Source organism: Actinomycetospora chibensis (genome assembly GCF_028737215.1).
In the GTDB taxonomy this organism is placed as follows: domain Bacteria; phylum Actinomycetota; class Actinomycetes; order Mycobacteriales; family Pseudonocardiaceae; genus Actinomycetospora; species Actinomycetospora chibensis.
On the sequence record NZ_JAQZAM010000003.1, the window covers coordinates 41471 to 63886 of the forward strand.

22 protein-coding genes and 2 tRNA genes are annotated in these 22416 nt (G+C 71.9%); 11 read left to right on the forward strand and 13 right to left on the reverse strand.

The annotated features are described in order from the left end of the window. Positions 1-16 precede the first annotated feature (16 nt). Positions 17-1432, forward strand: coding sequence for a uracil-xanthine permease family protein (locus tag PH189_RS04840; RefSeq protein ID WP_274187999.1), 1416 nt, complete (start codon positions 17-19; stop codon positions 1430-1432). A gap of 122 nt (positions 1433-1554) precedes the next feature. On the opposite strand, the gene PH189_RS04845 is transcribed toward PH189_RS04840, so the two are convergent. The 9 genes from PH189_RS04845 to PH189_RS04885 form a co-directional block, all read right to left on the reverse strand. Beyond that, positions 1555-1827 carry a hypothetical protein gene (locus tag PH189_RS04845; protein ID WP_274187631.1) on the reverse strand — a complete coding sequence of 91 codons (273 nt, stop codon included), beginning with the start codon at positions 1825-1827 and terminating at the stop codon, positions 1555-1557. Between the two features lie 270 nt (positions 1828-2097). Further along, positions 2098-3006: an NADP-dependent oxidoreductase gene (locus PH189_RS04850; protein ID WP_274187632.1), complete on the reverse strand. Its 909-nt coding sequence runs from the start codon at positions 3004-3006 to the stop codon at positions 2098-2100. A 9-nt stretch (positions 3007-3015) separates the two neighbouring features. Beyond that, entirely contained in the window at positions 3016-4542 is a 1527-nt protein-coding gene (wsfD, locus tag PH189_RS04855; protein WP_274187633.1) for a glycan biosynthesis hexose transferase WsfD, read from the reverse strand. 28 nt (positions 4543-4570) lie between these two features. Continuing rightward, entirely contained in the window at positions 4571-5131 is a 561-nt protein-coding gene (locus tag PH189_RS04860) for a DinB family protein (RefSeq protein WP_274187634.1), read from the reverse strand. A gap of 57 nt (positions 5132-5188) precedes the next feature. Next, positions 5189-6544, reverse strand: coding sequence for a PP2C family protein-serine/threonine phosphatase (locus tag PH189_RS04865; RefSeq protein ID WP_274187635.1), 1356 nt, complete (start codon positions 6542-6544; stop codon positions 5189-5191). Between the two features lie 117 nt (positions 6545-6661). Beyond that, positions 6662-7036, reverse strand: a complete 375-nt coding sequence (locus PH189_RS04870; protein ID WP_337994130.1) for a VOC family protein — start codon at positions 7034-7036, stop codon at positions 6662-6664. Between the two features lie 29 nt (positions 7037-7065). Continuing rightward, a complete protein-coding gene (locus tag PH189_RS04875) occupies positions 7066-7533 on the reverse strand; it encodes a hypothetical protein (RefSeq protein ID WP_274187636.1) in 468 nt (155 codons plus the stop codon). Between the two features lie 770 nt (positions 7534-8303). After that, on the reverse strand, positions 8304-8630 hold the full coding sequence (locus PH189_RS04880; protein ID WP_274187637.1) for a GYD domain-containing protein: 327 nt from the start codon (positions 8628-8630) through the stop codon (positions 8304-8306). Positions 8631-8787: 157 nt separating this feature from the next. After that, positions 8788-8861, reverse strand: a tRNA-Gly gene (locus tag PH189_RS04885). A 485-nt stretch (positions 8862-9346) separates the two neighbouring features. Here PH189_RS04885 and PH189_RS04890 point away from each other — a divergent pair. The 6 genes from PH189_RS04890 (at position 9347) to PH189_RS04915 (ending at position 14203) form a co-directional block, all read left to right on the forward strand. Next, a tRNA-Pro gene (locus PH189_RS04890) sits at positions 9347-9420 on the forward strand. A gap of 65 nt (positions 9421-9485) precedes the next feature. After that, positions 9486-10004: a hypothetical protein gene (locus PH189_RS04895; protein WP_274187638.1), complete on the forward strand. Its 519-nt coding sequence runs from the start codon at positions 9486-9488 to the stop codon at positions 10002-10004. A gap of 1402 nt (positions 10005-11406) precedes the next feature. Beyond that, positions 11407-12072: a hypothetical protein gene (locus PH189_RS04900; protein WP_274187639.1), complete on the forward strand. Its 666-nt coding sequence runs from the start codon at positions 11407-11409 to the stop codon at positions 12070-12072. A 66-nt stretch (positions 12073-12138) separates the two neighbouring features. After that, on the forward strand, positions 12139-12825 hold the full coding sequence (locus tag PH189_RS04905; protein ID WP_274187640.1) for a hypothetical protein: 687 nt from the start codon (positions 12139-12141) through the stop codon (positions 12823-12825). A 558-nt stretch (positions 12826-13383) separates the two neighbouring features. Further along, positions 13384-13785, forward strand: a complete 402-nt coding sequence (locus tag PH189_RS04910) for a cupin domain-containing protein (protein WP_274187641.1) — start codon at positions 13384-13386, stop codon at positions 13783-13785. A gap of 40 nt (positions 13786-13825) precedes the next feature. Further along, positions 13826-14203 (forward strand): DUF4180 domain-containing protein, encoded by a 378-nt coding sequence (locus PH189_RS04915; RefSeq protein ID WP_274187642.1) that lies wholly within the window; start codon positions 13826-13828, stop codon positions 14201-14203. On the opposite strand, the gene PH189_RS04920 is transcribed toward PH189_RS04915, so the two are convergent. Then, a complete protein-coding gene (locus tag PH189_RS04920; protein ID WP_274187643.1) occupies positions 14184-14510 on the reverse strand; it encodes a YnfA family protein in 327 nt (108 codons plus the stop codon). The two genes, PH189_RS04915 and PH189_RS04920, sit on opposite strands and share 20 nt — an antisense overlap. Next, on the reverse strand, positions 14507-15337 hold the full coding sequence (locus tag PH189_RS04925) for a pentapeptide repeat-containing protein (RefSeq protein ID WP_274187644.1): 831 nt from the start codon (positions 15335-15337) through the stop codon (positions 14507-14509). The genes PH189_RS04920 and PH189_RS04925 overlap by 4 nt, the downstream gene beginning before the upstream one ends. Before the next feature lie 599 nt (positions 15338-15936). Between PH189_RS04925 and tig the strand changes: the two genes are divergently transcribed. The 4 genes from tig (at position 15937) to clpX (ending at position 20458) form a co-directional block, all read left to right on the forward strand. Further along, a complete protein-coding gene (gene tig, locus PH189_RS04930; RefSeq protein ID WP_274187645.1) occupies positions 15937-17448 on the forward strand; it encodes a trigger factor in 1512 nt (503 codons plus the stop codon). Between the two features lie 184 nt (positions 17449-17632). Beyond that, on the forward strand, positions 17633-18232 hold the full coding sequence (locus PH189_RS04935) for an ATP-dependent Clp protease proteolytic subunit (RefSeq protein ID WP_274188001.1): 600 nt from the start codon (positions 17633-17635) through the stop codon (positions 18230-18232). Between the two features lie 11 nt (positions 18233-18243). Further along, entirely contained in the window at positions 18244-18900 is a 657-nt protein-coding gene (locus tag PH189_RS04940) for an ATP-dependent Clp protease proteolytic subunit (RefSeq protein ID WP_274187646.1), read from the forward strand. A 271-nt stretch (positions 18901-19171) separates the two neighbouring features. Further along, the gene (gene clpX, locus PH189_RS04945; RefSeq protein WP_274187647.1) at positions 19172-20458 is read left to right on the forward strand and encodes an ATP-dependent Clp protease ATP-binding subunit ClpX; all 1287 of its coding nucleotides are present in this window, start codon (positions 19172-19174) and stop codon (positions 20456-20458) included. An 8-nt stretch (positions 20459-20466) separates the two neighbouring features. Here the strand turns inward: clpX and PH189_RS04950 are convergent, their stop codons facing one another. Both PH189_RS04950 and fdhD read right to left on the reverse strand, forming a co-directional pair. Continuing rightward, positions 20467-21393, reverse strand: a complete 927-nt coding sequence (locus PH189_RS04950; RefSeq protein WP_274187648.1) for an alpha/beta hydrolase — start codon at positions 21391-21393, stop codon at positions 20467-20469. Positions 21394-21488: 95 nt separating this feature from the next. Continuing rightward, positions 21489-22337 carry a formate dehydrogenase accessory sulfurtransferase FdhD gene (gene fdhD, locus PH189_RS04955; protein WP_274187649.1) on the reverse strand — a complete coding sequence of 283 codons (849 nt, stop codon included), beginning with the start codon at positions 22335-22337 and terminating at the stop codon, positions 21489-21491. Positions 22338-22416: the final 79 nt, after the last annotated feature.

Genomic DNA, 22416 nt, shown 5'->3' on the forward strand with positions numbered 1-22416 from the left:
GTGGCGACGCCCTAGCCTGTCGCCCGTGATCAGGGGATGGACGGTCCACGGTGACGGGCGGGCGCCCGCGCCCGGTGAGGTGGTGCGGCCCGAGGAGCGGCTGTCGTGGGGGCGCACGGTCGGCCTCGGCGCGCAGCACGTCCTGGCCATGTTCGGGGCGACGTTCGTCTTCCCCGTGCTCATGGGGCTCGACCCCAACCTCGCGATCCTGCTCTCCGGGCTCGCGACGATCCTGTTCCTGCTGATGACGCGCGGCCGCGTGCCGAGCTACCTCGGGACGAGCGCCTCGTTCGTCGGCGTCGTCGCCGCGGTGCGCGCGGACGGGGGCACCAGCGCCGAGGTCACCGGGGCGATCGCGGTGTGCGGCGTGGTCGTCGCCCTCGTCGGGCTCGCGGTGCACCTCGGTGGCGCGCGGACGGTGTCGGCGATCCTGCCGCCCGCGGTCACCGGCGCGGTGGTCATGCTCATCGGCTTCAACCTCGCCCCGGTCGTCGCCGGCACGTACTGGCCGCAGGACGAGCTCGTCGCGCTGATCACCATGCTCGTCGTGATGATCACGGCGGTGGCCGGGCGGGGCATGGTCGGACGGCTCGGCGTGCTGGTCGGCCTCGTCGTCGGGTTCGCCCTGTCGCTCCTGCTCGACGCGGTGCTCGGGCCGATCACCGGGCCCGACGCGTCCGGTGTCGTCTCCACCCACCCGCGCGTCGATCTCTCCGGCGTCGCCGACGCGTCCTGGATCGGTCTGCCGCTCGGCACGCCCGAGGCGCCCGGCCTGCACCTGCCGGCGTTCAGCGCGTCGGCGATCCTGCTGATCGTCCCGGTGGCCATCGCGCTGATCGCGGAGAACACCGGCCACGTCAAGGCCGTCGCGAGCATGACCCGCGAGGACCTCGACCCCTACCTCGGCCGGGCGCTCGCCGCGGACGGCATCGCGACGGCCGTCGCCGGCGGGGTCGGCGGCTCGCCGACCACCACCTACGCCGAGAACATCGGCGTCATGGCCGCGACCCGCGTCTACTCCACCGCGGCGTACTGGGTGGCCGCGCTCGTCGCGATCGCGATCGGGTTCTGCCCCAAGTTCGGGGCCGTCGTCGCGGCGACGCCCGGCGGGGTGCTCGGCGGCATCACCGTGGTGCTCTACGGGATGATCGGCCTGCTCGGCGCGCGGATCTGGGTGGAGAACAAGGTCGACTTCGCCCGCCCGGAGGTCCTCGTGCCGCTCGCGGCCGGGATCGTCATCGGCATCGGGGACGTCGCTCTGACCCTCGGCGGCGGATCGCTGTCCGGGATCGCGCTGGGCACGATCGTCGTCGTCGCGGGCTACCACCTGCTGCGGCGCCTGGCCCCGGGCCGCGCCGACGAGGCCGAGCCCTGGAGCGCGCCCGGGTCGGTGGAGGAGTCGCCCTCCGACGAGGGTCGCCCGCACCGCTGAGCCTCCGGGACGATCGACGCGGCGGGCCCCGGTGGCGGTTCCAGCGCCACCGGGACCCGCCCCGGTTCGTCGCTGCCCGTCCCGCTCCCCCGAGCGGAGGACCGGCAGCGGACGGCCCGGACCTACACCAGGCCGTCCACGACGTCGCCGACGGCGTCGCTCCCCAGCACGCTGCCGACGGCGCCGTTGACGCCGCCCACGAGGCCGCCGACGCCCTCGGCGAGCTCGCCGCCGGCGCCGACGAGGCCGCCGACGAGGCCCTTGTGGTCGCTCCGGGTGGAGTGCCCCTCGTCCCCGTGGGAGTGCGACTCGCTCGCGCTCGCCACGCCGGACAGGGCGAGGCTGCCGGCGCCGGCCAGGGCCGTCGCGGCGACGAGACGCTGCAGTCGGGTCATGGTGGGTTCCCCTCTCGATCGGTCGCCGCGGCGATCGCGGCACGACAGGAGTCTCCCGATCCGGTGAGCGTTCGTTCATCGAGGGTGCATTCACTGAACGTCGACTCAGTCGAACGATCAGCCCTCGGAGGGCGTCCGAACGGACGAGGCGCGCGTATCGATCGGAGTCACGAGGCGCTCGACGGGGTGATGCGCCACTCGTTGGAGTGAAACGGCACGCGTGTCGTTCGCGGTCCGTGACATCTCCTTCTCGGGGCGGTCAGGGAGAGGTCAGGCGGGGTCCATCGTGACCACGACCTTGCCGAGGACGTGCCCGTCCTCGACCGTGGCGAGCGCCTCGGCGGTCCGCTCGAACGGGAGCACCGTGCGCACCCAGGGATCGAGATCGCCGCTCGCCACCAGCGCGGCGAGGGCGTCGAGCACAGCCGTGCTGCGGTCGCGGGGGACGTCGCGACCCCCGAGCTCGGCGACCAGCGGCTTGTCGGCCACCGAGGCCAGGCGCGCGGGGTCGACCAGCGGGGCGACGGCGCGCAGGGCGTCCCCGCCGACCAGGTCGAACACGCCGTCGACGCCGTCGGGGGCGACCGCGCGGACGCGGTCGGCGACGCCCTCGCCGCCGGTGACGGGCACCGCGCCGAGCTCGGTCAGCAGGTCCCGCTTGCCGGCGCTCGCGGTGCCGACCACCCGCAGACCGCGTGCCCGCGCGAGCTGGACGGTCGGGATGCCGACGCCGCCGCCCGCGCCGCTGACGAGCAGCGTGGCGCCCGCGGGCAGCGCGAGGGTGGTGAGCGCGTCGTAGGCGGTGCCGGCGGCCACCGGGAGCGCCGCGGCGTCCTCCGCCGAGACCGACGGCGGTCGGTGCGCGGCGAACGAGGCCGTGACGAGGGCCTGCTCGGCCCAGCCCCCGACCATCCCGGGGCAGCCGCCGAAGACCTCGTCGCCGACCGCGAAGCCGCTGACGCCCTCACCGACCGCCGTGACCGTGCCCGCGACCTCCCGCCCGAGCACCGCGGGCGCCACGCTGCCGTACTCGCCGCGGCGCATCCGGAAGTCGCCCGGGTTCACCCCGGCGGCACGCACCCGCACCCGCAGCTCACCCGGTCCGGGGTCGGGCACCGGGACGTCGAGGAACGCCTCCTGGTCAGGACCACCGACAGCGAGGAATCCGTAGGCGCGCACGATCCCTTCCTACCCCTGTGCGCCCTCTCCCCGGGCGCGGCTCCGGCGGGCGATCAGGGGGACGGCCAGGGCGGTCACGGCGGCGCCCGCCAGGCAGAGCCCGGAGACCGCGAGCAGGTAGGCCGCGAGCCACGCGTGCTTGAACATCTCGAAGTAGCCGTCGCCCGCGACCGCCACCACGATGAGCGCGAGAGCCGTGCCGGCGGCGAGGCCCGCCGCGAGGGACCAGCGCGCCGCGCGTCCCTGCCACCGGGCGGTGGCCGCCGCGACCAGGGCCAGCAGGACGAGCGCGGAGGGCAGCCACGGGGGGCGCCGCGTGTCGTCGAGGACCTGGGCGAGGTCGGGCTGGCGCGCGCCCGACCAGCCGGGGTGCCCGTCGGGGGACGACGGGGCCTCGAACGTGGCCGGCGACGAGTCGAGGTACGGGAGATCGGCGAGCGTCGTGGCCTGCAGGCCCACGCCCACCGCCCGGGCCGCCGTCGCCGGGTGCTCGGCGAGCAGCAGCAGGGCCGCGTTCCGGGTCTCGGACGGTCTCTGCAGGATTGCGCCCTCCCACCACGCGACCCCGTCGGGGCGCGGGGGGCCGTTGAAGTAGCCGTTGCCGGTCAGCGCCGCGGCCTCGGGCGGCAGGCCCAGCGCGCTCGTCGCCGTCGGGCCCATCTCGAGCAGGGTGGTCGTGAAGACCAGGTTGTGGGCGTTGACCGGCGCGTAGAACTGGGCCTGGCGCTCCAGCGCGGCGAGCACCGGGGCGACGGCGAGCAACGCCGTGACCACGGCGATGGCGGGTCCGACCCGGTGCGGTCGGCGGACCCCGACCGCGACGAGCGCGCACACTCCGATCGCGGCGGCGAGCACCGGGATGTAGGCGACCTTCGCTGTGGTGGCCACCAGACCGCCGGCCGCGGTGAGCACGAGCGCCACCACTCGTTCCGCACGGTGCTCGCGGCGGGTGACGAGCAGGGCGGCGACGCCGACGGCCGTGGTGACGCAGCCGAGCAGGCCCGCGGGCTCGCTGTAGGTGGAGACGAAGAACCGGGGGAAGGTCGCGGCCGCGAGGGGGAGCACCGGGACGGCCACCGCGAGGCCGCGGCGTCGTCCGCCCGCCGACGCCGCCCACGCCGCGAGCCCCACCACCAGCCCGACGAGCACGGCGTAGGCCCAGCCGAGCGCCGTCGGCGACCAGGTCCCGCCGCTCACGAGGGTGGTCGCCCGCGCGATGACCAGGGCCGACGAGGGCACCGGGTCGGGACAGGTCGGTGGGCCGACGGCGAAGTCGGTGGTCCAGCCGCCGCGCCAGCTCGCGTAGCCGTCCGCCGTCAGCGGGGTGAGCCCCGCGCCGCAGAAGAGGCGGTAGCCGTCGCCGTTGTCCTCGACGCCGAGCGGGCGACCCGAGAACAGCCGTAGCGCGAGGACGACGAGCAGCGTCGCCGCGAGCCCGGCACCGATGCCGAGCGGCACCCGACCCGAGGGTCGGCCGTCCGACGTGGGCCCGGACGACGGCAGAGTGTCGGTCGCGTCCGCCGTCCCGGTGGCCATCGACGCCATGATGCCGGAGTGCCGCGCCTCAGCCGGAGCGGGCGTCGTACAGGTCCATCAGCAGCGCGATCTCGGCGCCGTGGTGGAGCAGTTCGCGGTTGATGTGCAGGACGAGCGTCGCCATCGGCTCCTCGGCGAACGGGCCCTCGCTGGGTCCGCACGGCTCGGCCAGCCCGGCCTCCCCGAGCCCGCGTACCCCGGCCGTCCACGCGGCGTAGGCCTCGTCGAGCTGCGCGACGGCCTCCTGCGCGGTGGAGGCGTAGCGATGGCTGCCGTAGTCGACCGGCGGGCCCCCGAAGTGGCCCGCGACCCGCATCGCGAGGACGCCGACGACGATGTGGCCGAGCCGCCACGCGATGGTGGTGACCGGCGGCGGCTCGGGGGCGGGGAACTCGAAGTCGATCACGAGGTCACCCGTGCCGGCGGCCATGGCGCTGGTCGCCTCGGCCCGGGGCCGCACGCTCCAGGCGCCGGGCGCGGGCTCCCAGAAGTACTGCTCGTCGGTGAGCCCGTCCAGGCGCGGCCGCCACTGGTACGCCCACAGCCAGTCGACCTGATCGCGCAGCAGCGCGTTCCACTCCAGTGCCATCGGACCCTCCCGCGGTCGGCACCCCGCACGCTAGGAGACGCCCCCGACAGCGCGGCGTCAGCCCGCACCGCCCACGCGGACAGCGAGCGCCACGACGTCGTCCTCGCCGGGCGAGAGCTCGGCGACGAGTCTCTCGGGCATCGTCGCGACGTCGTCGTCGCACATCCGGTGCAGGGCGTCGAGCAGGCGGGCGGAGCCGACGTCGAGATCCTCGCCGCGGCGCTCGATGAGCCCGTCGGTGTGGAGGACCACGAGCGAGCCCGCCGGGACGGCCACACACTCGTCCACGCGGTGGCTGGGGAGCAGGTGGGGGAACCCGAACATCGGGTCGGGCGCGCCGAGCGCCTCCGGGAAACCCCCGGGCACCACCAGCACGGGCGGCGGGTGACCGGCGTTGCTCCACGCCATCGACCAGGTGCCGTCGGACTCCCGTCGCAGGTGGGCGACCACGAGCGTCCCGCGCGCCCGGGGACCGACGGCGGCGTTCGCGTCCTCGAAGGCGGCGACGACGACCGACGGCGGCTCGCCGCGCCGGTCCCACGCGGCCTGGCGCAGCATCGAGCGCACCTGGCCCATCTCGGTGGCCGCCGAGAGGCTGTGTCCGGCGATGTCGCCGACGGACAGGACGACGTCGGTGGTGGTCCCGGAGGTCGCCGGAAGGCGGGTGACGTCGTACCAGTCGCCGCCGACGTCCTCGCGGCTGTCGGCCGGCGCGTAGTGCGCCGACATCGTGAGGCCCTCGATCCGCGGCAGCGTCGAGAGCATCGCCCGCTGCAGGACGTGGTTCACGGTCGTGCGGTGCTGCAGCTGCTCGCGCAGGCGGACGTCGAGCTCGTCGCGCCGCCGGCGCTCGCGGTCGGCGTCGACCGTGGCTAGGCGCAGCCGCAGGGCGACCGAGCACATGCGGGCGAGGTCCTCGAGCGCGTCGAGCTGTCCCGGATCCCACCGGCGCGGCACGACGTCGACGGCGCACAGCGAGCCGAGGACGTTGCCCGCGCCGTCGGTCAGCGGCATCCCGGCGTAGGCGATCACGCCGAGGTCGGTGATCGCGGGGTTGTCGGCGACGAGCTCGTGCTCTCGCGCGTCCTCGACCACCAGCGGCTGCGCCGTCATCACGACGTGCTTGCAGAACGAGTGGGTCAGCGGGGTGCGGCGCCGCTCGGTGAGGTCCGGCGGGAGCCCGGCCGCTCCCGGGAAGACCTGCTCCTCGGGCGTCACCAGCGTGACGAGGCCGATGGGCACCCCGAGCCAGCGCCGGACCCGGCCCGCGAACAGCTCCATGTCGGGGTCCGGGGCGGCCGACAGACCCGCGTCGGCGAGGGCCTCGAGCCGGGCGGGATCGGCGAGGTCGCTGCACCCGAGCGCGCCGAGGCCGTCCACGACGGCCGTCCCCGCCGCCCGGGAGGTGCTCATGAGACCGGCTCCTGTCCCGTCGCCCGATCACCGAGGGTACGGGACCGGGGAAGCTGCCTGGCCGCTCGACCAGGTGGCCTGCGCCCGTTCGTGGAGGTGTGCCCCGCCGCGTCCCGGTCAGTGACCGGGCCGGAAGAGGCAGAACGGGTGCCCGTGGGGGTCCCGCATGACGACCACCCCGTCCGCCGGTTGGTGCTCCTCGCGGGTGGCGCCCAGCGACTCGGCGCGCGCGCCCTCGTGCTCGAGGTCGTCGACGAGCAGGTCCAGGTGCGCCTGCATCTGCTGCGTGCCCGCCTGCGGCGGCCAGGTGGGCGCGACGTGGTCGGGCTCGAGCTGGAAGCTCAGCCCCGGGCGCTCCTGCTCGGGCGCCCGGAGGCGGAGAAACCTGGGGTCGCCGCCCTCGACGGTGGTCCAGCCGAGGAGCTCGCGGTAGAACGCGGCGAGCCCCACCGGGTCCGGCGTGCCGAGGACGACCGCTCCGAGACCGATCACGGGGCCATGGTCGCGCAGGGCGCGCGACCTCACGCGTTCGCGGTGGCCACCCTCGCCCCGCGGCGCCCGGCCCGTCCCCGGTCCGCGGCCCAGGGCGTGGTGCCCCATGGCTTGGCCACCGACACCCAGGTCATCAGCAGGAAGGCGACGATGTTCAGCAACGCGCCGTACGCGAGCGGGCCGGCCACCGGGCTCTCGACGTCGGCGCCCGCCGTGGCCTGGATGCTCTCCTCCACCCACACGCCGACGCCGAGGGTGCTGTAGACGATCACCGCCACGGTGAGCACCAGCTTGAGCAGCACCCACCAGTACCGCGTGAACCCCCACGGCGTGACCGCCGAGAGGACCAGACCGCTGACGAGCGCTCCGACGGCTCCGGGGATCACCAGCACGGCGTCGATCTGCTCGATCATCTGGTAGCAGACCCGCCGTACGTCCGCGCTCGCCGTGTAGCCGGCCGTCATGGCCAGCACGACGTTCGCCGCTCCGGCGCCCATCCACCCCAGGCTGATGGCGACGTGGAGGAACACGAGGAGCTGCCGCGTCCTCCTGCCAACCCGGCTGCGCGCCACGGGGACAGTCTGTGTCGCGCCCGCCGGAGCCGCGAGTTCAGCTGGAGATCGCCCCCGCGGCCCTCGTGATCGACGTCAACGCGTGGCCGATGACGGGTTGCGCGGCGCCGCCCGCGCGGGTCACGGCCACGATCCGTTCCGCTCAGGCGCAGTGAAGATGCCGAAGCCGTGGGCGACCAGCGCCGTGCCGGTGTACGGGGCCCAGGCCCGTGCCGAGGAGGAACACCGTCGCCGACACCAGAATCCTGCCCGTCAGCGTGAACCTGGTGCTGCTCGGCGTCGGGTTCGGCGGGCTCGGCAGCGTGCGCGAGCCCGGGCCTTCGACCGACGACGGGGGTCCTCGCGCCCGGCGTGGGCTCCCTCGTCGCGGTCCTGGTGGCCTGTGTCATCGCCGGCCTGGCCAACGGCCTGCTCTACAGCGGGGGGACCACCCTCGTCGCCACGATGGCTCCACCACAGCGAGCCAGCGGCACGGCTGCCGCCGTCTGCTCCGCCTTCCATGTTGGGCCCCGGACTCCCGGCCCTGCTGGTCGGAGTCCTCACGACCGCGCTCACCCTCGACACGGCGCTGTCGACCATCGCCGAAGGAACACCCGCGCTCACCGGGGGGTCATGATCGTTCTCTTGGGCGGTGACGGTCGCCGTGCGAGAGCCGACCATCAGGTCATGGTCGCGCGGCTCGCTCCTCGCTCCCGTCACGTCCCCGGGGGGCGGTACCGAATCTCCCGGGCGCGCTCCATCGCCTGCATCGTCTCCTCGACCGTGAGCAAGACGGTCGTCTCGTACTTGCTGAGCGCCCCGCCGCCCGAGATCGCCAGGGCGACCGCGGCCATCGACACGTTGTCCGGCGCCTCCCAGAGGTTGTAGCCGTCGTACTCGCCGAGGGCGTACCAGAAGCCGTGGAGCTTCCCGCCCGCCGCCTCGATGTACGTGCGAGCAGCCTCGCGTCGATCCTCCGGATGCTGTGACAACCTCGCCCAGGTCTCCGGTGTGTAGCTGAACCGGGTCAGGTAGAGCGTCATGGTCGGACCTCCGGGCTCCACGTCATCGCCGCTCACTGCGCGGGAGTGAGAGGGACTCAGTCGCCAATCACGAAGGGTGACACGCATGGAGGGTGAGCCTCAACCAGCACGCTCGAATGGAGCAGAGGAACCCACGTGCGCCGGCCCGTGAGGGGTGTGGAGCGGGCGACGGGAATCGAACCCGCGTAGCCAGTTTGGAAGACTGGGGCTCTACCATTGAGCTACGCCCGCGGCGGGCCGATCGGCCCGAGGCCCACCGTAGCGGACGCCCTGCCCCCACCCCGATCGGTGGGGAGTGCTGCGGGCGGCCTCCATGATCACGACGTCGGTGACGGGACCTCGCAGATCGGCGCCGGTTCGTCACCAGGACGGCGATCTGTGGCGGCCGGAGGCCCGGAGGTTGCCCGGTGTCCCACGGTCAGGTCTTGACCGATCGACTTGACCGATCAGTAGAACGTGACCTCTTACCGATACCGCCCGGTAGGGCTCTACTCCTCGTCACCATGAGGAGACCGGCACGCAATCGGGAGAGGAGCCGGAGATGAACACGGAGATCAGGGACACCGACAGCATCGACGACGAGCACATCGTCCGCGGTCTGGACTAGCCGTCGCGACGTCCGGTACCGGGTGCGTCGCCGCGGCGACGCGCACGGCACGCGGCCGGGAGGCACCGTCGCCTCCGCGGCCCGCGCCGCGCCCCTAGACTCCGTCGCACGGGGTGTAGCGCAGCTTGGTAGCGCACTCGCTTTGGGAGCGAGGGGCCGTGGGTTCGAATCCCGCCACCCCGACCGTGTGGTGTCTCAAGACATCCGCATAGCCCTGAACCCTCAAGGGTTCGGGGCTTACTGCGTTTGTGGGCCAGCTCGCGGAGGAGTTCGCCGGTGGCGGCGTGGATGACGCGCACGTGGTGATCGACCGAGCCACTCCGGCCACCGCCTACACCGCCCGCCCCAAAGCCGGATCAGGCCGCCCAGCTCCTCCGGTCCTGGGACGTCGCCGCGTGACCGCGGGGGAGGGCGCCGAGGCGGACCAGGCGCTCGTGGAGCGTGTCCGCGCCCGTCTCGAGCAGGACGGCCAGATGATCCGGGGCACCGAGAAGTCGGCGCGACCCGTGACCATGCACCGCGCCGCCCAGCTCGCCGTCGAAGAGCTCACCGGCGAAGGCCACCCGATTACCTGGACCACTGCCCGCACACGTCCGCGCGCCATATCGGACGCCGACGACCCGCGCGACGTCTTGATCGGGCGGCTCGCCGTCATTCTCGGTGTAGCGGACGGCGGCCATCACCCAGCTTCCTTCGACGCGGTGCTCAGCGCAGCGCAGCGGGCTACTAGGGCTCGCGTTTCGACGAGCGAACGAACGACTCCTTGAGCCACCTGCAGGTTCTTTCGAGCGAGGAGCCGGCCCAGGAGGTCTCGCGCCCGTGAGACGCGTTCTTCTCGTACGTGGCGGCCACTCCGCAAGTAGTCGCCACTTGCGGGACCACTTGCGTCGGCGTTCGCGGCCTTCGTTGTGGCGTTGCTTACCTTCGGGCAGTTGAGACTTTCGCGCAAGTCCATCGATCTGACGGCGGCGAGCCTCAAGCTTTCGAATCGGCAGGTTGAAACGTCGGAGCGTGCCAACGTAAGCACCGCAGAATCAGCTAGGCAAGATAGGCTGTCACAGTTCTCCCCGGCCGTATCTCATAGTTCGAAGCAGGCCTTCGCCAGGACCGTCGGCGCGGGACGTGGCCGAGGTCAACGGGTACGATCCACCCGGAGAGTGGGGTGTCGCGGGGCCGGGACAAGTGCGTTGTGCCGTGACATTGAGCCGACTTATCGGGTCCCAGCCGTCCCTCGATAGCGTTGCGAAGCAACGCCGGAGGCGCTTGCCCTTCTGACCTCGAAGCCCGCCGTACCAGCCCCGATCAAGATCACTGACCCGCACCGTCGGTGTCGGGCCTACGGGATCGAGGTCGAACCCGCTACGCGCCGATCCCGCCCGGTGGTCGCTCGGACCGCATGAGCGCTCGGGACGACGTGGCCCGGTAGCGGGATCGGGGTTCCGAGTTGTCACCGGGCACGCCAAGAGCTGGCGGGGATGGCCGAGTGGCGCCCAACGGCGCGATCAACGGTTGCACGATCGAAGCGATCTTCGATCGAAGGACCCGGCACACGAGGCGGGGTCAGGACCTATGTCGGCACGAGGGGGGACTTTGTGCTGTGGCCGGCCTGTTGCGTGCGCAGCCAGCTTGTGGTGGAGAACTGGCTCGTGCGGCAGACACGCCCACGTCTGGGTCTGTGACCAGGAGGGCAGCGGTTGAGACCAGATGGGACTGTCCGGGAATCATCCGGATCGCCTGATCACCGAATGCAACGTGCGACGGGTGCATACGTCCTTGGCCGCGGCGTACCGCGACGCCTTTCTGTGCACGTCGATCGGAGGAGTTGATGACATGAGAGCGAACTCCATGACGAAGCGACCAGGCGTTGCTCGGGTCCGAACCGAGTCCGCCCAAGGCAATAAGGAGCGTGCCAAGAAGCATCTCGGCAACGGCCAGGAGTCCACAACCTCAGAGCCGGCCCTTCCGTCGACCTGACAACACCACGGTGACGCCCTCCTACTCCGCTTCGACCTGCGGAGACGCTTCGCGGGGCACCCTCGCTGACTGCCTTCGTGCAAGGGCATCGGCCCACATCCCGTCGCGGGTGGACAGCGATCCGCGCGCGGAGCACATCTACACAGCACCCGCAGACGCTATCGACGACCGCATGAGACACCGGAGGCATCGAGCATGACCGAGAAGACCGCTTACGTCGATAACGCTCGCGGCTACGCGCAAGGCGAAAACTTCCTGATGAAGGGCCAACCCGGACGTCTCGATGCTCTGGTGTTCAACACCACAGGACTCAACCAGTGCCCACCCGAGAAGTTCAACGCCATCGATGTGGACGTGCTTGCTCAGGAGACCGAGTCGGATGTGGTCTGGAAGAACCCCCGCCGGTTCTGGATGATGGATCGCCTGACCATCGCCCTGGTGGGGGAACCTCGCGACTTCCAGGGCCTCATGTTCAACTTCGTGGCCGAGATGCAGATGCCCGCCGATTTCACACCGGACCGTGGCCAGACCGCTATCGCCTATCGACCCAGTCAGATCAGTCGTGTCAGTAGGTACGAATTCCTGAGCGGGCGCCCCGTCTTCTTGTTGCGGTCACCCGAGGGCGTCACGTTCGTCATGCAGACGTATACGAACCACAAGGCATCCGACCTGGCCGAGGCCGATCTCCCTGAGCTCGGGCACAGGTTGCAGCTCGCGGACGGGTGGCAATTCAAGGCGAAGACGCTCGATCGCGACCTGATCCTGGACACGAACGGGCTGGCACATATCGTCGCCGACGACCTGGAGAACATGTATCAGGGCTGCACCGAGGACGTGACCAACGTCGATCCCTGGCACTGAGATCGGGACCATCCAGACGACCGGACCGTCGCCGACCGCGACACGGCCGACACAGAAGGAGTTCACATGACCACCATCGGGGGAGCAGTCCTCGTCGCAGCCGAGAACCTCCACGGAATGCACCACGGCGAGATCGTTGTGTTCACCAGGGACACGGACGGACCCGGGGCGTCCGGAATGATCTACAACACCCTCGGGTTGACCGACGACCTCTCGGGCGAGGAGTTCGACGCCCGCTTCCGAGCTCTTGACCCGGAGGAACTGAAGAAGGACTTCGGCGGAGACGTGATCTGGATGAACGGCCCGCGTCGTGCCTTGATGGACCGGATGACGGCGACGGTCTTCGAGAACGAGAAGATCAGCATGGTCGGCCCCATTCCCATGCGCACGGTCGCCACCATGCATCTTCCTGACCTGGACCTGTTCCTCGCCAGCGAGCGACCGGCCTACACCGAAATGACCATAGGGCGGACTACGGAGTGGTTCTTCGATGCCGGCCAGCAGGTATACCAGCTGGTCTCCCCCACCGGGAGCGTCTACATCATGCAGAGCGCCTCTCAGCACGTCGACCCCAACAACACGGTCGACAGCCTGGCGACACTCGGAGAACGCCTGTCGTTGCCGGAGGGATGGGCGTACCGGACCCCGACACTCGAGAAGGACCTCGTCGTGCGCGCCGAAGCGGAAGGCGCCCCGGCGCACATCGTCTTCGACGAGTACGAGGACAATTATCAGCGCATCGACGACCTGTAGGCCACGGACCTCGCCGAGCGACTCCGCTTCCGGTCCCGCGACGGTAGTTCGCGACATCGTGTCGTGCGACCGTGCACCACCGGCGGACCTCCGCAGCGCACACCGAACCGGGCCGACGAGACGTCCCCGCGACGGCGCCTCACGACGGCCTAGGGAGCGAGGGGCCGTGGGTTCGAATCCCGCCACCCCGACCGTGTGGCGAGCCGCCCGGAGCCGGGTGCCGCCCCTTCTGAGCCGGCCCGACGAGCTCCCCGGAACGCCGTCGTGGCCCCGTACGGGCGCCCCTCCTTCATGATCGCTCCCGGTGCTCCACGGACCCGATGTCACGGTCTCGCCGGAGCACCCGGAGCGATCATGCGCGCGACAGATCGTTCGACGGCGGTGGTTCGACGGACCTCCCCGTCAGCCGACCCGCTCGCACCTGGACGTCCGGGTCGCCGCTGATACCGAGTTCATGCTGCGCCGACCGGACCTTGTGGACCCGAGCCGGAGCCACCACCGTGAGCACCCTGCTCGCGGCGAGGCGGGCGGACCCCCGCACCCCGCCAGGAGGCCGCCGTGAGCACCCCGAGCACGCCCGTCGAGCTGACCGTCGTCGACACCACGTCCGCCCCCTGGCAGGGCTTCCCGGTGGAGTTCATCGGGGCGAACCTCGAGCACGTCCCGCTCGTGGACGACCCGGACACCGGGATGATGGTGCTGAAGATGGTCTACCGGGCCGGCTTCACCAACCCCTGGCACAGCCACTCGTGCGCGCACGGCGTGTACGTCCTCGAGGGCGTGCTCAACACCCACCAGGGCGACTACCCGGCGGGCAGCTTCGTCTGGTTCCCCGAGGGCGGGGTGATGCAGCACGGGGCGACGCAGGACCAGGACGTCACGTTCCTGTTAATCACGAACAAGCCGTTCGACATCCACTTCGTGGGCGACGGCTCCGACCCGGACGCCCCGACGATGTAATGCGCTCGCCCGGCTGGCCCGGTCCTGGTGGGGTCGGGGCATGACCCCGAACACGACGTCCGTGCGCCACGGCGTGCGGGTCCTCGTCCTCGCCGGGACCGGCCCGGTCATCGGCGACGAGCAGAGCGCCCTCGACGTCATCGGGGACGCCTTCGGTGAGGAGGCCGAGCTCGTCGCCGTGCCGATCGCGCGGCTCGACCCAGGGTTCACGCGCCTGGCGAGCGGGGTCGCCGGCGCGGTGGTGCAGAAGTTCGTGAACTACCGCGTGCGCCTCGTCGTGGTGGGTGCCCTGGACCACCACGGCGTGCCGTCGGGTCCCGTCGCCGACTGGGTGCGCGAGGCGAACGAGGGCCGCGAGCTGTGGTTCGTCGACGACCTCGAGGAGCTCGACCGTCGTCTCAGCGAGGCGCGTACATGATCACGCCGACCCCGGCGAGGCAGATCAGGGCGCCGAGGACGTCGTACCGGTCGGGCCGGTAGCCGTCGAGCGCGACGCCCCAGGCCAGCGACCCGGCGACGAAGACGCCGCCGTACGCGGCGAGCACCCGGCCGAACGCGGCGTCGGGCTGGAAGGCGGCGACGAAGCCGTAGAGCCCGAGGGCGAGGACACCGACCGCCGCGAACCACCACGCGCGCCCCTCGCGCAGGGCCTGCCAGACGAGCCAGGCCCCGCCGATCTCGAGGACCGCCGCGAGCAGGAAGAGCCCGATCGACCGGAGCGTCACGGCGCGGACGGTATCCAGTGCGGCGGACGTCGCAGGTGCGCCGGGACGGTCGTCGCGGCGTCGCCCCGGGCCGCGACGAGCTGGGGGCCGGTCACGAGGAGCGCGCCGGCGAGCCGCGCGCCCCGCACGTCGGCCCCGCGCAGGTCGGCACCGAGCATCTCGGCGCGGTCGAGGTCGACGCCGCGCAGGTCGGCGCCCAGGAGCAGCGCGCCGCGCAGCCGGGCGGCGCGCAGGTCGCGCCGGCGCAGGTCCTGGCCGACGAGGTCGGCGCCGCGCAGGTCGCGACCCCGGAGATCCCCACTGGGGTGTCCCGCGTGGGCCTCGGCCACCATGCCGTCGAACACCGCCCCCGCCTCGCGCCGGACGGCGCCCACGTCGACGGTTCCGAGCGCCTCGGCGTCCCGGGTGACCATCTCCTCGACGCGGGCGCGCAGGTCGGCGGCCGCGCGGCCGTGCGCGGGGGAGGCCACGGCCTCGTCGAGCAGGGCGAGCACCTCGTGCAGCGGGCGCAGCACCTCGAGCGCAGCGAACATCGCGGGCTCGCGCCGGGAGGCGCCGCCGAACGTCACCTCGACGACCTGCTGCCCGGCGCCGAAGCAGTCGAACGTCACGCAGCCCGGGAAGCCGCGTTCGTGCAGCTGGGCGTGGATGCCGCAGGCGTGATCGGCGCGCAGGTGCGGGCACGGGGTGCCCGCCGGCTTGTCGATCGCGAAGTCGGCCGAGGCGGCGAACCCGGGCCCGACGCAGCACAGCGCCAGGCACCGGGAACAGTCCGCCGACCTCGGGGCAGCCGACCTCGGGGCAGGGCCCGCGGGCGCGCCGCTCACACCGTCAGCGCCGGGTGCGCTTGCGGCGCTTGGTGCCGTAGCCGGCGAGCACCTCGAAGGTCTCGAGCGCGCGCTCGATGCTGCCGCGGATCTTCTTCATCCGGCTCACTGCTCCTCCTCGTGGCGGGCCCGGCGGGGGCTGGCTGGCCCCACCACCGTGCCAGCTCGGACCGCGGGGGCCGGACGCTGCGTCGAGGAGGGTCCTTGTGGTCCGAACGGTGGTATCTCGCGGCGTGTCGCCCTCCGGACGAGCGACGCGTCGCCGGGTGCGGGAGACGGGCGGTCCGCGCGTCGGGGACGCGACGGGGACCCGGATGATGGGGCGTGAGATCGGCGGTCGCCGCGCGGAGATCGGCGGTGGACGTGGTCCGCCACACGCCGCGGACCGGGCGCCACGGCGCGCGGTCGGGGGTCACGTCTAGACTCGCCGCCACGCCCGGGCGGGCGCGCCAAGCAGGTACAGGCTCCGGTTCTCCGGTGCTCCTCGACCGTGAGCGGTGAGGGCGGCCTCCCGCGTCACGCCACGGACCCGACCGGTCCGTACGCCTGCCGTACGGGCCGGACACCAGCACGATGCCCTGCCCCGAGGAGACCGACCAGTGAAGTCCACCGTCGAGCACCTGTCGCCGACGCGCGTCAAACTCGCCGTCGAGGTGCCCTTCGACGAGCTCAAGCCCAACTTCGACCGGGCCTACAAGAAGATCGCGCAGCAGGTGCGCATCCCGGGCTTCCGGCCCGGGAAGGCGCCCGCCCGCATCCTCGACCAGCGCCTCGGCCGCGGGGTCGTGCTCGAAGAGGTCGTCAACGAGGCCGTGCCCGCCAAGTACGGCGAGGCCGTCGAGGAGGCCGAGGTCCAGCCGCTGGGCCAGCCCGACATCGAGGTCACCGAGATCGGGGACGGCGACAAGCTCGCCTTCACGGCCGAGGTCGACATCCGTCCCGAGATCACGGTGCCGGACTACTCGTCCATCTCCGTGTCGGTCGACGCGGCCGAGGTCACCGACGAGGACGTCGACGAGCAGCTGACGGGCCTGCAGGCGCGCTTCGGCACGCTCACCGGCGTCGAGCGCCCCGCGAAGAGCGGCGACTTCGTCGTCATCGACCTCTCCGCCACCGTCGACGGCGAGGCCGTCGAGGAGGCCCAGACCACGGGCATGTCCCACGAGGTCGGGTCCGGCCAGCTCATCGAGGGCCTCGACGAGGCCCTCGAGGGCATGAGCTCCGGCGAGACGAAGCAGTTCACGACGACGCTCGTGGCCGGTGAGCACGCCGGCAAGGAGTCCGAGGTCACGGTCACCGTCTCGCAGGTCAAGGAGCGCCAGCTCCCCGAGGCCGACGACGAGTTCGCCCAGCTCGCCAGCGAGTTCGACACGCTCGACGAGCTCAAGGACGACCTGCGCACCCGCTTCGCCCGGGTGAAGAAGATGGAGCAGGGCAGCCAGGCGCGCGACCGCGTGCTCGACGCCCTCCTCGAGCAGGCCGACGTGCCGCTGCCCGAGTCCGTCGTGCAGTCCGAGGTCGACGTCCGCGCCCACGAGGCCGTGCACGAGTTCGACCACGACGAGGCGCGCCTCAACTCCTACGTCGAGTCCCAGGGTCAGACCCGCGAGGAGTTCGACTCCGAGCTGCGCACCAACGCCGAGCAGGCGGTGAAGACCCAGCTGCTCCTGGACAAGATCGCCGACGAGGCGAACGTCCAGGTGGAGCAGAACGAGCTCATGGAACGCATCATGATGCAGGCCCAGCGCTTCGGGGTGAGCCCCGAGGAGTACATCCAGCAGGCGCAGCAGGCCAACCAGCTCGGGGCGGTCTTCGCCGACGTCCGCCGCGGCAAGGCGCTCGCCACGGTGGTCCAGGCGGCCACGATCACCGGCCCCGACGGCGACCCGGTCGACCTCTCCGAGCTCTTCGGCACCGGCGCGGCCGGCGACGACGAGGCCCCGGAGGCCGAGGGTGCGGACGCGGCCGCCGGCCCGACCGACGACGCGAGCCAGGTGGCCGACGCCGACAGCGACGCCAGCGACCCCGCCTCGCCGTCCTCGCAGGTGGAGGCCGACGCGGACGCGGACACCGAGGTCGTCGGCGCGCCCGACTCCACCACGCGGGCCTGATCCGCATCCCTTGCCCGGGCCATCCATCGGCCAGGAGCGAACACGGGCCTTCGACGGACTGTCCGGCCGGTCGCGATGGTTACTGTCGAGGTCGGTGGGCCCGACCGACGCCAGACCGATACCTCAGTACGAGAAAGCAGGGACACAGGTGAGCCAGCACCTCTCCGACCCCGCCGGGGCGGTCATGCGTTCCGCCGGCGGGTCGATGACGCTGAACGACTCGGTCTACGAGCGCCTCCTGCGGGAGCGCATCGTCGTCCTGGGTCAGGAGGTCAACGACACGATCGCCAACCAGATCTCGGCGCAGCTCCTGCTGCTCTCGGCCGAGGACCCCAAGTCCGACATCACGCTGTACATCAACTCGCCCGGCGGGTCGGTGTCCGCGGGGATGGCCATCTTCGACACCATGCAGTGGATCGAGCCCGATGTGTCGACGGTCGCGATGGGCCTCGCCGCGTCGATGGGGCAGTTCCTGCTCTCGGCCGGCCAGCGCGGCAAGCGCCTCGCGCTGCCGCACGCGCAGATCATGATGCACCAGCCCTCCGGCGGCCTCGGCGGCACGGAATCGGACATCACGATCCGCGCGGAGTCGATGCGCAAGCTCAAGCGCGAGATGGCGGAGCTGATCGCCGAGCACACCGGACAGACCTTCGAGCGCATCACCGAGGACTCCGACCGCGACCGCTGGTTCTCCGCGGCCGAGGCCCTCGAGTACGGCTTCATCGACCACGTGGTGACCCGGTCGGCAGACCAGCCGAGCACCAACGGCAACGGTCAGTCCTGAAGGAGACGCAGATGAGTGAGCTCCACGTGCCCGGCGGTACGGCTCCGGCCTCGCCGCAGGCGCGCTACATCCTCCCCTCCTTCGTCGAGCGCACGAGCTACGGCGTCAAGGAGTCGAACCCCTACAACAAGCTCTTCGAGGAAAGGATCATCTTCCTCGGGGTGCAGATCGACGACGCGTCGGCGAACGACGTGATGGCGCAGCTGCTGTTCCTGGAGTCGAACGACCCGGACCGCGACATCACGATGTACATCAACTCGCCCGGTGGCTCGTTCACCGCGCTGATGGCGATCTACGACACGATGCAGTACGTGCGCCCCGACATCCAGACGGTGTGCCTCGGCCAGGCCGCCTCGGCGGCGGCGGTCATCCTCGCCGCCGGCGCGCCGGGCAAGCGCCTCGCGGTGCCGAACGCGCGGGTGATGATCCACCAGCCGGCCACCGAGGGCTTCTACGGCCAGGTGTCCGACCTCGAGATCCAGGCCAACGAGATCTCCCGGATGCGTCGCCTCATGGAGGAGACGCTGGCCCGGCACACCAACCAGACCGCCGAGCAGGTCCGCACGGACGTCGAGCGCGACAAGATCCTCACGGCCCCCGAGGCCAAGGAGTACGGGCTCATCGACGACGTCGTCGCGAGCAGGAAGCTCTCCGCGACCCGCTCGTAGTCCGCTGGTCCGACGTCCCTCCCGGGCCCGTCCCACCGCCGCCGGCGGCGGGGCGCCCCGGGCGGGCCGGCGGCCCTCGACGCACCCGAGCGCAGCGGGCCGACCGCCCGTCGCGGGAGCGTCGTGCGGCGCGAGCCGCGGACCGGATTCCGGGCCCGCGACCAGCACGATCCACCGGGCTCGAACCTCCCCGTCCGACCGGGCGGGCAGGTACGGTCAACCACGACGGAGCGCACCGACCGGGTGCGCCGGAGGGAACAGGTCTGCTGCGATGGCACGCATCGGTGACGGCGGGGACCTGCTGAAGTGCTCCTTCTGCGGGAAGAGCCAGAAGCAGGTCAAGAAGCTCATCGCCGGTCCCGGTGTCTACATCTGCGATGAGTGCATCGACCTCTGCAACGAGATCATCGAGGAGGAGCTCGCCGAGGCCGGTGAGGTCAAGCTCGACGAGCTGCCGAAGCCGACCGAGATCCACGAGTTCCTCGATCAGTACGTGATCGGCCAGGACGACACCAAGAAGACGCTCTCCGTCGCGGTCTACAACCACTACAAGCGGGTGCAGGCCGGCGAGAAGAACCGCGAGGGCTCCCGCAGCGAGGACGTCGTCGAACTCGCGAAGTCGAACATCCTCATGCTGGGCCCCACCGGCTGCGGCAAGACCTACCTCGCGCAGACGCTGGCGAAGCTGCTGAACGTCCCGTTCGCCATCGCCGACGCCACCGCGCTGACGGAGGCCGGCTACGTCGGCGAGGACGTCGAGAACATCCTCCTCAAGCTGATCCAGGCCGCCGACTACGACGTGAAGCGCGCCGAGACCGGCATCATCTACATCGACGAGGTCGACAAGATCGCGCGGAAGTCGGAGAACCCGTCGATCACGCGCGACGTCTCCGGCGAGGGCGTCCAGCAGGCCCTGCTGAAGATCCTCGAGGGCACCACGGCCTCGGTGCCGCCGCAGGGCGGGCGCAAGCATCCGCACCAGGAGTTCATCCAGATCGACACGACGAACGTGCTGTTCATCGTGGCGGGGGCGTTCGCGGGTCTCGAGAAGATCATCGCCGAGCGCGTCGGCAAGGGCGGCCTCGGCTTCGGCGCCGACATCCGCTCGAAGGCCGAGATGGAGTCCGCGGAGTCGTTCGGCGACACGCTGCCCGAGGACCTCATCAAGTTCGGGCTCATCCCCGAGTTCATCGGCCGCGTGCCGATCGTGGCGTCGGTGTCGAACCTCGACCAGCCGAGCCTCGTCCAGATCCTCACCGAACCGCGCAACGCGCTGGTGAAGCAGTACCAGAAGCTCTTCGAGATGGACGGCGTCGAGCTCGAGTTCGCCCCCGAGGCGCTCGAGGCCATCGCCGATCTCGCGATCCTGCGCGGCACGGGTGCCCGCGGGCTCCGCGCGATCATGGAAGAGGTCCTCAACCCGGTGATGTACGACATCCCGGGTCGTGACGACGTCGCCAAGGTCGTGGTGACCGAGCAGACGGTCAAGGAGAACGTGAACCCCACGATCGTCCCGCGCCAGCCCTCCCGCCGGGAGCGCCGCGACAAGTCGGCCTGACGGCCGGTCTAACCCACGCCGCGGCCGGCCGCGCCGGCGGCCCTGTCGCGGGCGTGCCGGCCCAGGAACGTCGTCATGTCCGGCAGCACGCTCGCGTAGTAGACGCCGTCGTGGCGCCCCGGGCTCACCGTCCCGACCTCGGGCCGGGCGAGCGCGATGTAGCGGCGGGTGGCGTTGACGAACGGGTCGCGGTCGCCGCACCACACGCCGGTGGGCACGCCCGCGAGCTCGGGGAAGAAGCGCAGCGGGTCGTGGGCCTCCCAGTCGCCCCGTCCCGCGAACGGACGCCGCGAGGCGACGCGCCAATCGGTGAAGAGACCGGGGCTGACCGCCGACACCGCACGCACCGGCCGGCGCAGGCGTATCCGCTCGCGGGCGTAGATGAACGCGCCGGCCCCGCCCATCGAGATGCCCGTGACCAGCGCCGGCTCGCCGGGCAGGTCGCCGGGGGCGGGCCGGGTGGCGAGTCCCCGCTGCCGCAGCCAGCCGGGGAGCTCCTCGAGCAGCATGCGCAGGGGGTCGTCGTCGTCGATGTAGGGGTGCCAGTAGTTGTCGCCGCCGTCGACGCCGACCAGCCCGAACGTCGGCACCCCGCGCGCCCAGGCGTCACCCAGGAGGCCGCGGTTGCCGGGCTCGGACCACCACAGCGCGTTGCCCCGCAGACCGTGGAGCCCCACGCAGATCGGCAGGCCCACCGTGTCGGCCCCCGGCGGGAGGACGGTGACCAGCCGGACCTTCCGTCCGCGGGCGGGGGAGAAGACCCAGTCGACGGTGGCGACGGCGTCGGTCGGCGTGGGCCGGCGCGGCGGATCCGGGATGCGCTGGGGCGGCGGGGCCGGGCTGTCCTGGTTGACGAGCAGCCCGCCCAGTCCGACGGCGCCGGCGACCCCGGCGGCTCCCGCGGCGCCGAGGAGGAACTGCCGTCGGCTCGGCATGGTCGGGCGTTCTCCCCTCGGCTCGCTCGGCGGGACTCGGACGACGGCGACGTAGCGCCACGGTACGGGTCGGTGCCGGGGGAGGGTGGGGAACGTCAGCCCGTCACCGGCGAGGCGTCCGGCGTGACGATCCGCTCGGTGCCGGCGTAGACGTTCATCGAGGTCCCGCGCAGGAAACCCACGAGCGTCATCCCGGACTCGCGGGCCATCTCGACGGCCAGGGACGACGGGGCCGAGACGGCGGCGAGGGCGGGGATGCCGGCCATGACGGCCTTCTGGGTCAGCTCGAACGACGCGCGCCCGGAGACCATGAGGACGGTGCCGCGTGCGGGCACCCCGCCCTCGAGCAGCATGTGCCCGACGACCTTGTCGACGGCGTTGTGCCGCCCGACGTCCTCCCTGGCAACCAGCAGCGTCCCGTCGGCCCGGAACAGACCCGCGGCGTGCAGCCCCCCGGTGCTGTCGAACACCGCCTGAGCGGCGCGCAGGGTGTCGGGGAGACCGGCGAGGACCTCCGTGGTGAGGCGCAGCGTGTCGTCGCCGGGCGCGAAGCGGGTGCGGGTGCGCACGGCGTCCAGCGACGCCTTGCCGCACACCCCGCAGGAGGACGTGGTGTAGAAGCGCCGCTCCACCGAGTCGTCGGGCGGCGGCACGCCCGGGGTGAGCGCCATGTCGAGGACGTTGTAGGTGTTGCGGCCGCTGTCGTCCACCGAGTCGCAGTAGCGGGCGATCGAGATGTCGTCCCGGGCTCCGATCACGCCCTCCGTGAGCAGGAAGCCGTGGGCGAGCTCGACGTCGTGGCCGGGGGTCCGCATGGTCACCGCGAGCGACTGCCCGTCGACCCGGATCTCCAGCGGCTCCTCGGCGGCCAGCACGTCCGGCCGGCGGCGGGTCTCGCCGTCCACGATCCGCATCACCGGGCGCCGCACCGTCACGCGTCCCATGTCCGGATCCTCCCACCTCGTGGCTGTGTGTGTTCGGTGTGTGACTGAGCGCCCGATCGGGTATCGGGCCGTCACTGGA